Genomic DNA, 12056 nt, shown 5'->3' with positions numbered 1-12056 from the left:
TCAGGCGTTGCCGATCGGGCGGGGCTGCAACCGCGCCCGGTCCGCGGCCGCCTTGCCGTGGATCCAGCCTTCCTCGTCGCGGATCCGGACCCGGTGCGTCGTCAGGTTCGGGAACATCTCCTCGGCGGCCTCGCGTACGGCGACGTCCCGAGCGGCGAGCACCGGCAGGAGCGCGTCGTCGGAGCCGGCCGGGCTTGCCGCGCCGTCGGCGTCGACCCGCCCCGCCCCTGCTTCCGCCGCCGCTTCGGCCGCCGCCTCACGGGCGGCTTCGCGTTCGGCCCGCAGTGCGGCCGCCGAGAGGCGTTCGCCGATGCGGCCCGCGTACGCAATGAGGAACGACTGCCGGAAGTCGCGTGAACCCGACCGGTTGCGCCCGCCGCGCGAGCGGCCTCCGGCGCGCGTCATCGCCGCGGTGGCCTGCACGAGCAGCGACGTGTAGAGGAGTTCGACCGCGTCGACGTCGGTGTCGAAGCCGATGACCGTGGAGAAGCCGAAGTCGGGGGACCAGACCGTACGGCAGCGGTTCGCCTCGGCGACCGCGTCCAGCAGCATCGCCTTGGCCTCGTCGTAGGGCGCGTCCACGCCGACCCGGACGGCGGTGGGCCGTACGCCGGGTGCCGCACCCGGGCCGGCCGCGAGCAGCGCCTCGTCGATGCTGTGCCGGGCCATGAGTTCCTGGGCCTTGGCGGACAGCGCCTCGGCCTCCTCGGGGAACTCGGTCGACTCCGCCTTGGCGAGCAGCGCGCGGATGCGTCCGAGCATGCGCGGCGGCTCGGCGCCGGTGCCGCGGCCGTTCGCGGCGGCCGGATCGGCGCTGTGCCGCGGCCCCGGTTCGGCGGCCTCGGCGTGCAGCGGCACGATGCCCGGGAGACGGGCGAGCACCCGCAGGACTTCGAGCACGTAGCCGGCACAGGTGAAGCGGGTCACGTTCATCCGTGCGGCCAGTCCGGGCAGGTACGCGTCGTCGCCGTCCCACCACACGTCCGCGTCCAGCTCGCGTATCTGCCGCTGCCACCGGGGTCCGCCCGCGGCCGCGGACTCGCGGCGCTGCGCCGCGGCGACGACGTCGACGGCGATGCGGACGTGCCGGTCGGCCGGGCGCTCGTCGGCGAAGGCGCGGTCCACCATGCGTACGACGTCGGCGGGCTGCCATCCGCGGGCCCAGCAGCCGGCCGCGACGCGTTCCGCGAGGGCGAGGTACGCCCTGCTCATGTCCGGCCACCGCGCGGCCGACTCGGCCAGCCGCGACGCCCCGGAGTCGACCGCGAACTGCACGGCGTCCTCGTCGGGCGCGCCGATGAGGCCGTGCAGGATCTCGTCCAGGAGTGCGGAGGGCATCCGTCCATTGTCCGGTACGCGGCGGCAACCGCGGTCCGCCGAGTCGGCGCACCCCGCGTGCGCGGCCGGCTGGTGCGGTTCCCGGACAAGGCGGGTGACCTTGATCGTCCGGCACGGCATGATGCCCGCTACGCCATCCGCCCCGGCCGCGTTCCGTCGCAGGCCGGCACCACGGCCTCACCGGGGGTCCCTCTTGCTGTGCCCTGACTGCGGCGCCGAGTCCGCATTCGCGACCCGCTGCACCGACTGCGGAGCGCCGCTGCCCGGCCCGGTCGACCCGCGGCCGCCGACCTCCGACGGCTGGCAGTTGTGGCGGATCAAGCCGCTCGTCCGCCTGGCGGTCGTGCTGTACGTCCTGCTCGGCGCCACCGTGATCGCCTTCGCCGTCTCCGCCGCGGCGTACCTCCACCGGGCCGAGCGCGTGGACGATTTCTTCCACGGCGACCCGAAGGCCAGGTCGTTCGGCGACCTGAAGGCGATTGCCGCGGCGGACGACTTCGTCGTCGTGAGCACGACGGTCTCCACGGTCGCGCTGGCGGTGACGGGGGCCGTCTTCATCGCCTGGTTCCACCGGGCCCGGCGGAACGTGATGTGGATGGGACCGGACCGCCCGCGGCTGGGCCCGGGCTGGTCGGTCGGCGGATGGTTCTGCCCGGTGGTGAACCTGTGGTTCCCGGCGCGTATCGCGCACGACATCTGGACGGGGAGCGACGGGTCGCGGGGCGCCCGGCAGACCAGCGGTCCGGTCGGACGCACGGTCCTGATCACCTGTTGGTGGGTTCCGTTCGTCCTCGCCGTGTCCGTGGATCGGCTCGTCGCGGGGTTCGGGGCGGTCGCCGACCGGTTCCACATCCTCCCGTTCGACGACGGCATCGACGGGTTCCTGCTGTGGAGCCGGATCGCGGCGGCGTCGGGGCTGCTCATGGTGGTCGCCGGCGCGTTCGCGATTCCCCTGGTGCACCGCGTCACCGCGCTCCAGACGGAGCGGACCCGGCAGTTGTGGGCGACGCACGGATCGCCGCCGCGATGGCGTACGACCGCCGCGGCCTCTATCGCGCCCCTCCCGAGGTCTCCGTGGGCCGGGGCGCCGCGGGACTGAGCCCATTGCGGGGCCGGAAATCACGCGTGACCTTGTTGCCCCGACGCGGCATGATGCGCGCTACGTCAATCGGTTGCGCCGTCCCGCGCGCCGGATTCACGACCATTTCGGGGGGTTCCTTTGTTGTGCCCGGATTGCGGTGCGACCTCGACGCTTTCCACGCGTTGCACGAACTGCGGGAGACCCGCGGCCGGTCCGGGCGCCGACCCGTGCCGGCCCGGCGGGGGTGCCGACGACCGCGCCGACGACCACCGAGGCGACCGCCCGGACGACCGCCCGGACGACCGCGACGAAGCCGCTTGGAGCTTCGCGGAGGACCGCGGTGACGACTCGTGGCGGTCGACGGCGGACACGGTCGGCAGACTTGAGTCCGCCAAAGCGGCCCGCGCGGCCTGGGACACCACCGCGCCGACCCCGGCCGCCCAGGGCTGGCAGCTGTGGCAGCTCAAGTCCGTCGGCGGCCTGGCGATCGCGTTGTACGCACTGCTCGCGGCCTCTATGGCGGTCTCGGTGGCCGTCGCCGTGGCGAGTTTCCGTCGGGCGTCGCTGGTCGGGGACCTGCGCGACGCCGATCCGTTCGACGTCGACCCGTTCAGCGGTGAACTGGGCGGCGTGAGCCCGGACGACTTGGCGTCGGCGGACGACTTCGTCCTCGTCGCCTCTGGGCTCGACATGATCGTGTTCATCGCCACGGCCGTGGTGTTCGTCGTCTGGTTCTTCCGAGCCCGGAAGAACGTCGAGATGTTCGGCCTGCACCGGCCGCGGCTCGGCTGCGGGTGGGCGATCGGCGGATGGATCTGCCCGGTGGTCAACATGTGGTTCCCGGCGCGGATCGCCAGTGATCTGTGGAAGGGCAGCGACACGTCCAAGGGCGCCGCCGACATCGGCAACCCGTTGGGCCGCGTCACGCTGATCGCCAGTTGGTGGGTGGCGTTCTCGGTGGCCACCGTGATCAACCGGGTCGGCACGGCTCGAGCCCCGGACGGGTACAGCCCGGACGACACCGGGACGCTCGACGACGTCATCGCGTCGGACCGCCTCGGCGCGCTCACGGGCGTGCTCTTTGTGATCGCCGGGGTCTTCGCGATCCTGCTGGTGCGGCGGATCACCGCACTCCAGAACGAGCGCACCGCGCAACTGTGGGCGATGAGCGGCCCGCAGGCGATGTGGGGTGCGCCGCCGACGTCCGGCGGTTTCCCGGTCCCGGCGCCGCCGCGGGCCCCGCTGCCGCCGGGCTCCGAGCCTTCGGCGCAGCCCGGGCAGCCCTCGCAGCCCGCACCGTCCGAGACGTCGAACTCGCAGCCCTCGCAGCCCTCGCAGCCTTTGGAGTCCGAGCCGCAGTCCTGACGACCGTTCGCCGACAGCAGGCCGCCGCCGATGTCCAACTGCTCAGACGTCGGCCGCCGTACCGTCCCCGCACTTGCCGCGCCGGGCGTCGCGCGGCGAGCGTGCGGCGGTGTCGACGTACACGGTCCCGTCGACCGTCACCACCGGGTACGTCCGCAGCGCGCGGCAGGAGAACTCGCCCGACGACTTGCCCGTGTCGACCCGGAAGACGGTCCGGTGCGACGGGCACGTCACCGAGTCGCCGGAGACCTTGCCGCGGGACAGCAGGGCGCCCGCGTGCGGGCAGCGGTCCTCAAACGCGTGCACGGTGCCCCCGTGCCGCAGCACCGCGATCGGCGGCCGGTCGTGCACGCGCCGTGCGGCGCCCTCCGGCACGTCGGAGAGCGGCCCCACGCGTACGGCCCCGTCGGGGACCGCGGCGGGTGCGGCCGCCGCGTGCGTGGTGCCGGAGCGGTCCCGGCGGAACGGCACCTTCATACCGGGCAGGGTAGGCATACCTCATCGGGAATGACAGGCGATCGGTGATCGAATTCACCCGCGTGACCTCGCCCACCCTTCCGGCGCGGACCTCTTCTGACGTACCGTCAGGTCGGCATGTTGTGCCCGTCGTGCAGGCGCGGAAAACAGCGGCCGGGTTGGCGAACCATCTCACGTGGAGGGCACGTGTCTGATCCGATCTACGACGCCAGGACGCTCTGGGAGCTGGTCGAGCGCCGTGCCGCGGCGTCGCCGGACACCCCGATGCTGCTCGACCCGGAGGACCGCAAGGTCACCTTCGGCGAGTTCAAGGCGTGGGCGGAGCGGGTCGCGGCCGGCTACCACGCTCTGGGGATCACCGCCGGCACGCGTGTGACCTGGCAGCTGCCGACCCGCATCGAGTCGATCGTCGCGGCCACCGCGCTCGCGCGCCTCGGTGCCGTGCAAAACCCGATCATCCCCTTCTACCGGGAGAAGGAGGTCGGCTTCTGCCTCCGGCAGACCGACGCCGAGTACTACATCACCCCGGGCACCTGGAAGGGCTTCGACTTCGTCGCGATGGGCGAGGCGCTGGCCAAGGAAGTGCCGGGCGGCCTCACCGTGTTGACCGCGTACGACAACCTCCCCGAGGGCGACCCGGCCACGCTCCCGCCGGCCCCGGCCGACGGCGACGGGGTGCGCTGGCTGTACTACACGTCCGGCACGACGTCCGACCCGAAGGGCGTGCAGCACACCGACGGCACGCTCATCGCGGGCGGCATCGGGCTGGCCAAGGCGCTCGACATGTCGGAGACCGACGTCGGCTCGATCGCGTTCCCGTACGCGCACATCGCCGGCCCCGACTACGTCAACACGCTGCTGATCACCGGCTTTCCGGCGGTCATCATTGAGACGTTCGACCCGGCCGGGGTCATCCCGGTGTACGCGCGCCTCGGCGTCACCATGGTCGGCGGCTCCACCGCGTTCTACGTCGCGTTCCTCAACGAGCAGCGCAAGCAGCCGGGCGTCAAGATCATCCCGACGCTGCGCATCGTCTCGGGCGGCGGCGCGCCCAAGCCGCCGGAGCTGTTCCGCGAGGTCGTCGACGAGATGCAGGCGGTGCTGTGCCACGGGTACGGCATGACCGAGTGCCCGATGATCGCGCAGGGCGGCCCGAACGACTCCGAGGACCAGCTCACGTACAGCGAGGGCAAGCCGGTCTTCGGCATCGAGGTCCGCATCGTCCGCGCCGACGGCACGCTCGCCGGCCCCGACGAGGAGGGCGAGGTCCGGCTGCGCGGCCCGATGGTGTTCAAGGGCTACACCGACCCGGAGCTCACGAAGGACGCGTTCGACGCGGACGGCTTCTACCACACGGGTGACCTGGGCAAGCTGCGTGCCGACGGCCACCTGTCGCTCACCGGGCGGCTCAAGGATGTCATCATCCGCAAGGGCGAGAACATCTCCGCGCGGGAGATCGAGGACCTGCTCTTCGCGCACCCGAAGGTCGCGGACGTCGCGGTCGTGGGGCTGAACGACCGCGAGCGCGGCGAGCGCGTGTGCGCGGTGGTCGAGCGTCAGCCGGGCGAACCGGACCTGGAGTTCGCGGAGATGGTGCAGTACCTGAAGGACGCGGGCCTGATGGTGATGAAGGTCCCGGAGCAGTTGGAGATCGTGGACTCGCTGCCGCGCAACGAGACGCTGCGCAAGGTGCTGAAGTTCAAGATCCGCGACGAGTACAACGCCAAGCCCTGGGCGCCGCAGAGGTAGTTGCCGACGTCTGCGGCCGAGGACGCGAGTTCACGCGAGTTGCCGCGACCGGACACGACGGGACGCAACGGGACGCAACGGGACGCAACGGGAGGCGCCGAGAGGCGACGAAACGCGACGAAACGCGACGAGGGGCGCCGCGCGCGAGCGCGGCGCCCCTCGTCGATGTTCGGGCCGGTGGACGGAAGATCGTCCCTTATGTCCGGCTCATCAGGTGCGCCAGGCGGTGGCCACGGCCTCCATCGTCGTGATGGTCGCCACAGCGCTCAGCGTGTTGGCGAGCACCGCTTCGGCGTATTCGGGAGGGAATCCCGCCACCGCGTCGCGCGGGACCACGAACTGGAATCCGGCGTTCACCGCGTCCATCGCGAAGTTGACCATGCCCACGTTGAGCGACACGCCGACCCCCACGACGGTGGTCACGCCGAGGTTCCGCAGCACCGACGCAAGACCGGTATCGGCCATTGGCCCCAGTCCGTGATACCTCGTCAGAACCAGGTCGGAAGGCGCCACTTCGATACCGTCCGCGACCTCCGCGGCCGCCGATCCGGGCGTGAGCTGCACGGATGCCTTGGCCGCGGCGCCGAACATGCGCGCGTTCCGGTTCGCGCCCTGCCCGTCCTCGCGGCGCAGCGCGAGGCAGTGCAGCACCGGGACGCCCGCCGACCGGGCCGCACGGCACAGTTGGTCGATGGCCGGAATCAGACCCTGGGTCTGCTCCGCCAGCGCCGGGAAGACGGCGTTCTTTCCGATCACCCCGTTCTGGCATTCCTGGGTGACCAGCGCGGTCGTGCCCGGGGCGAGCAACGTGCCCGGATCAAGTGCCATGTGAGTCTCCTGACTGACCATCGGCTTGCTGTTGCCTGCGGGGAGAGATTACGCTAAATCTGACGGTCCATCAGATTCAGTCCGTAGCGGTCCATCAGATTCAGTCCGTAGGAGGGGCCGATGAGCGCCAACCTGCCCGAGCAGGACGCCACCGAGTCCGGCAACAGCTTCGGGGAACTCCCGAAGATCATCAGTGTCGATGACCACGTCATCGAACCGGCGCACCTGTTCGAGCGTTGGCTGCCGGCCAAGTACCAAGACCGGGGTCCCAAGCACGTCCAGACGGGTATCGGGCAGCTCGAGTACACCGGTGCCAGCTACAAGATCACGACCGACCCCGACGGCCCGCTCGCGGACTGGTGGTTCTACGAGGACCTGCGCTTCCCGTACAAGCGGAACATCGCGGCCGTCGGCTTCAGCCGCGACCAGATGACCCTTGAGGGCATCACGCGCGAGGAGATGCGCCCGGGTCTGTACGACCCCAAGGAGCGCCTCAAGGACATGGACCTCAACCATGTCGAGGCCTCCCTGTGTTTCCCGACCTTCCCGCGCTTCTGCGGCCAGACCTTCTCCGAGGCGAAGGACAAGGAGGTCGCGCTCGCGTGTGTCCGGGCGTACAACGACTGGATGGTCGAGGAGTGGTGCGGTGACTCCGGCGGCCGCCTGATCCCGCTGATCATCATCCCGCTGTGGGACGTCGACCTCGCCGTCGCGGAGATCATCCGCAACGCCGACCGCGGCGTGCACGCGGTGTGCTTCTCGGAGATCCCGGCGTTCCTGGGCCTGCCGAGCATCCACACCGGCTACTGGGACCCGTTCTTCCGCATCTGCGAGGAGCGCGAGGTCACCATCAACATGCACATCGGGTCGTCCTCGACGATGCCGGCCGCGTCCCCGGACGCGCCCGCCGCCGTGCAGGCCAGCCTCAGCTTCAACAACGCGATGGCGTCGATGGCGGACTTCATCTTCGCCGGCATCCCCGCCCGCTACCCGCGCCTCAAGCTGGCGTACTCCGAGGGCCAGATGGGCTGGATCCCGTACGCGCTGGAGCGCATGGACGACGTGTGGGAGGAGCACCGCGCGTGGGCCGGCGTCGGCGACGGCCTGCCCGAGCGCCCGTCGTTCTACTTCCACCAGAACATGTTCGCCTGCTTCTTCCGCGACCAGCACGGGGTCAACTCGCTCGATGTCATCGGCGTGGACAACGTGACGTTCGAGACCGACTACCCGCACGTCGACTCGACCTGGCCGCACACCAAGAAGGTCGCCGAGGAGCACCTCGCGGGGCTCGACGCGGGCACGGTCTACAAGATCATCCGCGGCAACGCGATCCGCATGCTCAACCTGGACCACGACAAGTAGGTCCGGTGGGGCCGTCGTCGACGGCCCCGCATTCTCGGGCGGCCCACCACGACGCGGAAGCGAAGCGTCCGGTGGGCCGTCTCCGGGTATTTGACTAGTCGTCATTTGATTGGCCGTCAGATCTAGACTCCAGGGCGAAACCGGACCAGGGGTACTTCAAAAGGGGTAGAGGCGTGGGTATCTGCGAGGGACGCGTTGTCATCGTCACCGGTGCGGGGGGCGGCATCGGACGCGAGCACGCACTGGCGTTCGCCCGCGAGGGCGCGCACGTCGTCGTCAACGACATCGGCGCGTCGCGGCAGGGCGACGGCCGCTCGCCCGGCCCGGCCCAGCAGGTCGTCGACGAGATCGAGGCGATGGGCGGCAAGGCCGTGATCAACGCCGACGACGTCGCCGACTGGGAGGGCGCCGCGCGCCTGGTACAGACCGCGATCGACACCTTCGGCCGCCTCGACGTGCTGGTCAATAACGCGGGCTTCCTGCGCGACCGCATGCTCGTCTCGCTCGGCGAGGACGAGTGGGACGCGGTCGTCCGGGTCCACCTCAAGGGCCACTTCGCGACCATGCGGCACGCCGCCGCGTACTGGCGCGCGGAGGCCAAGGCCGGCAACCCGGTCGACGGCCGCATCATCAACACCAGCTCGGGCGCGGGCCTCATGGGCTCGGTCGGCCAGGGCAACTACGCCGCCGCCAAGGGCGGCATCCTCACCCTGACGCAGATCGCCGCCGTCGAGTTCGGCCGCTACGGCGTCACGGTCAACGCGATCGCCCCCGCCGCCCGCACCCGCATGACGGAGGAGGCCATGCCCGACATGGTCGCCGCCCCGACCGACGGCTCGTTCGACTTCTATGACCCCGCGAACGTCTCGCCGCTGGTCGTCTGGCTCGGCTCCGCCGAGTCCAAGGACGTCAACGGCCGGGTCTTCGAGGTCGAGGGCGACAAGGTCTCGGTCGCGGTCGGCTGGCAGCACGGCCCCGAGGCCAAGGCCGGGCGCCGCTGGAACCCGGGGGAGCTCGGCCCCGTCGTCGCGAAGCTGATCGACGAGGCCCCGACCCCCACGCCGGTCTACGGCGCCTGAGCGCCGCCGCAGTCGAGCTGTCGAGAAGGGGCCAGGACCATGGACCTGAGGTACACCGAGGCGGAGGAGAGCTTCCGCGCCGAGCTGCGCGCGTGGCTCGACGAGGCGCTGCCCAAACTGCCGGCCAAGCCGGACCGCAACGACTGGCCGGGGCGCCGCGCGTACGACACGACGTGGCAGCGCATGCTCTTCGACGCCGGGTACGCCGGCATCCACTGGCCCGTCGAGGCCGGCGGCAAGGGCGCGACCCCGACCGAGCACCTGATCTTCCTGGAGGAGACCGAGCGTGCCGGGGCGCCGTACGTCGGCGCCAACTTCGTCGGCCTGCTGCACGCCGGCCCGACGATCAATGCGGCCGGCAGCGAGGAGCAGCGCCGCAAGTACCTGCCGGGCATCCTGTCCGGTGACGACGTGTGGTGCCAGGGCTTCTCCGAGCCGGGCGCGGGCTCCGACCTCGCGTCGCTGCGCACGCGCGCGGTGCGCGACGGCGACGATTACGTCATCAACGGGTCGAAGATCTGGACCTCGCACGCCGAGGTCGCGGACTACTGCGAAATGCTCGTGCGCACCGACCCGAACGCGCCCAAGCACAAGGGCATCACCTGGCTGATCGTCCCGATGGACACCCCCGGCATCACGATCCGTCCGCTGGAGACGGTGATGGGGACCTCGGAGTTCGCCGAGGTGTTCTTCGACGACGTGCGCGTGCCGGTCGCCAACCGCGTGGGCGAGGAGAACGACGGCTGGCGCGTCACCATGGTGACCCTGTCGTTCGAGCGCGGCACGGCGTTCGTGAGCGAGGTCGTCGCGTGCCAGCGCCTGCTGCACGAACTGGCCGAGCTGGCCAAGAAGGTCACCCGCCGCGACGCCACCGCCTGGGACGACGTCGCGCTGCGCCGTGAACTGGGGCACCTCACCGCCGAGTTCGAGGCGCTGTGGGCGCTCACCAAGTGGAACGTCTCGGAGGCCGCCCGCTCCGGCGTACCCGGCATCGGCGGCTCGGTGTTCAAGCTGCGCTTCTCCGAGACCAAGCAGAAGGTGTACGAGCTGGCCCACCGCCTGCTCGACCGCGCCGCGCTGGTCGTCGAGGACGTGGCGGGGCTGCCGAGCGGCGACCTGATGGACGAGCGGTTGTCGTCGCTGTCGTACACGATCGCGGCCGGCACCTCGCAGATCCAGCGCAACATCGTCGGGGAGCGCATCCTCGGCCTGCCGAAGGAGCGCTGATGGACTTTCAGCTGAGCGAGGACCAGCGCGACCTGGCCACCGGCGTACGCGAGTTCTGCGAAGGCCGGTTCGACCGCGACCGCATGCGCGACCTGGTGGACAAGAACCGCGTCGCCGGCATGGTCGACAAGAAGCTGTGGGCGGAGCTCGCCGAGACGGGCTTCTTCTCGCTGCGCGTCGCGGAGGACGAGGGCGGCGTGGGCCTCGGGACGGCCGAAGCCGCGCTCGTGTACGAGGAGGCCGGCCGCGCGCTCCTCCCCGGGCCGCTCGTCGCGACCCACCTGGCCGCCTCCCTGGGCGGCGAGGCGGCCGCGGGCCTGGCCGCGGGTGCCGCGTCCGGCGAACTGGTCGTGGGGCTCGTGGCAGGCGACGCGTCCCCGATCCTGGTCGAGCACCTGGACGCCCTCGACGTCCTGCTCGTCCTCGACGACGACGGCATCCGCCGCGTCTCGCCTCCGTCGGTGGCCGGAACCCCGGTCCGCACGCCGATGGACCCGTTCACCCCGCTGCACCACGTCGAGGCGCTGCCCGAGGGCGAGTTGATCGCCGACGCGGAGACGGCGGCGCGGTTCCGCCGGGAGGGCGCGGTGCTCACCGCCGCCGTGCAGCTGGGCATCGCGGGCAAGTTGACCGAGCTGTCGACGCAGTACGCCAAGGAGCGTGAGCAGTTCGGCCGCATCATCGGCAGCTTCCAGGCGGTCAAGCACCTGTGCGCGGACATGCTGGTGCGTACCGAGATCGCCCGTGCGGCGGTGTACGCGGCGGCTGTCACGCTGGACGACCCGGTCGTGGGCGACGCCGCCGTGGTGGTGCCCACCGCCAAGCTGATGGCGGACGACGCGGCCACCCGCAACGGCAAGGACGCCACCCAGGTGCACGGCGGCATGGGCTTCACCTGGGAGGTCGACGTCCACCTGTACCTCAAGCGGGCCTGGGTCCACGCCACCCAGTTCGGCTCCGCCGAGGACAACGAAGAGGCGCTGGCGCTCACGCTGTAGTCGGCCGCGCTTCGCGATCGTGCGGGCAGGGGTCGACGGACGATCGTCCGTCGACCCCTGTCGGCGTCTGCCCCCGTGCCGCGTCGCCAGGGGCGTTTTCCGGCCGCGCGACGCGGCGCCGGTGACGCGTTCTTGACGGTTGGTCAGGTCGGCCGCCAAGATCACCGCGGAGATCGTCGACAATGGAGGAATCGTGGCGCGTGGGAGGTCGGTGAGAGCGGGCATAGCCGCTCTCGTGGGTGTGGGAGCGGTGCTCGCGACCACAGGCTGTTCGAGGGCCGCCAAGGCGAAGAAGCCGCCGCAGGACCTGTGCGCGCTGGCGACCAGTCCCCCGCCGACGTCGTACGCTCCTACGCCGACCAGGTCCTCGCGGGCCTTGCGGCCAAGAAGTGACAAGGCCGCCGGGCACTCCGTGGACGCGCGCCCGGGCCGGGTTCGGCGAACCCGACCGAGGCCGGTCCGTGGAACCCGCGTACGGACGAGGCGTGCCGGCGCGAACCCCTGATGTGTCCGATCTTGTCCGGTGTTCGACGCCGGATCCGAGCATGAGCA

Annotated in this window: 10 protein-coding genes; 7 read left to right on the top strand and 3 right to left on the bottom strand. The window is 71.2% G+C overall.

The window, feature by feature from the left end; genetic code table 11:
- Positions 1-1338 carry a DUF2786 domain-containing protein gene (locus ACWD12_RS08310; RefSeq protein ID WP_450098872.1) on the bottom strand — a complete coding sequence of 446 codons (1338 nt, stop codon included), beginning with the start codon at positions 1336-1338 and terminating at the stop codon, positions 1-3.
- Between the two features lie 193 nt (positions 1339-1531).
- On the opposite strand from ACWD12_RS08310, the gene ACWD12_RS08305 reads away from it, so the two are divergent.
- Together ACWD12_RS08305 and ACWD12_RS08300 are read left to right on the top strand one after the other, a co-directional pair.
- Positions 1532-2437, top strand: a complete 906-nt coding sequence (locus tag ACWD12_RS08305) for a DUF4328 domain-containing protein (RefSeq protein ID WP_450098871.1) — start codon at positions 1532-1534, stop codon at positions 2435-2437.
- A gap of 120 nt (positions 2438-2557) precedes the next feature.
- Positions 2558-3784 (top strand): DUF4328 domain-containing protein, encoded by a 1227-nt coding sequence (locus tag ACWD12_RS08300; RefSeq protein WP_450098870.1) that lies wholly within the window; start codon positions 2558-2560, stop codon positions 3782-3784.
- 42 nt (positions 3785-3826) lie between these two features.
- Here the strand turns inward: ACWD12_RS08300 and ACWD12_RS08295 are convergent, their stop codons facing one another.
- Positions 3827-4261, bottom strand: a complete 435-nt coding sequence (locus tag ACWD12_RS08295) for a Rieske (2Fe-2S) protein (RefSeq protein ID WP_358361484.1) — start codon at positions 4259-4261, stop codon at positions 3827-3829.
- A gap of 186 nt (positions 4262-4447) precedes the next feature.
- On the opposite strand from ACWD12_RS08295, the gene ACWD12_RS08290 reads away from it, so the two are divergent.
- Complete coding sequence (locus ACWD12_RS08290; protein WP_358361486.1) at positions 4448-6010, top strand: class I adenylate-forming enzyme family protein; 1563 nt, start codon at positions 4448-4450, stop codon at positions 6008-6010.
- A gap of 210 nt (positions 6011-6220) precedes the next feature.
- Here the strand turns inward: ACWD12_RS08290 and ACWD12_RS08285 are convergent, their stop codons facing one another.
- Complete coding sequence (locus tag ACWD12_RS08285; RefSeq protein WP_450098869.1) at positions 6221-6838, bottom strand: isochorismatase family protein; 618 nt, start codon at positions 6836-6838, stop codon at positions 6221-6223.
- Positions 6839-6958: 120 nt separating this feature from the next.
- On the opposite strand from ACWD12_RS08285, the gene ACWD12_RS08280 reads away from it, so the two are divergent.
- From ACWD12_RS08280 to ACWD12_RS08265, 4 genes are all read left to right on the top strand, one after another.
- Complete coding sequence (locus ACWD12_RS08280; protein WP_358361492.1) at positions 6959-8200, top strand: amidohydrolase family protein; 1242 nt, start codon at positions 6959-6961, stop codon at positions 8198-8200.
- Positions 8201-8373: 173 nt separating this feature from the next.
- A complete protein-coding gene (locus ACWD12_RS08275; RefSeq protein WP_358361494.1) occupies positions 8374-9279 on the top strand; it encodes an SDR family oxidoreductase in 906 nt (301 codons plus the stop codon).
- 39 nt (positions 9280-9318) lie between these two features.
- Positions 9319-10506, top strand: coding sequence for an acyl-CoA dehydrogenase (locus ACWD12_RS08270; protein ID WP_450098868.1), 1188 nt, complete (start codon positions 9319-9321; stop codon positions 10504-10506).
- Positions 10506-11504, top strand: a complete 999-nt coding sequence (locus ACWD12_RS08265) for an acyl-CoA dehydrogenase family protein (RefSeq protein WP_450098867.1) — start codon at positions 10506-10508, stop codon at positions 11502-11504. Before ACWD12_RS08270 ends, ACWD12_RS08265 begins: the two co-directional genes overlap by 1 nt.
- Positions 11505-12056: the final 552 nt, after the last annotated feature.

This window comes from Streptodolium elevatio (assembly GCF_053592165.1).
The sequence above is the reverse complement of the archived record's forward strand: the minus strand, read 5'-3'. Positions and strand labels throughout refer to the sequence as shown.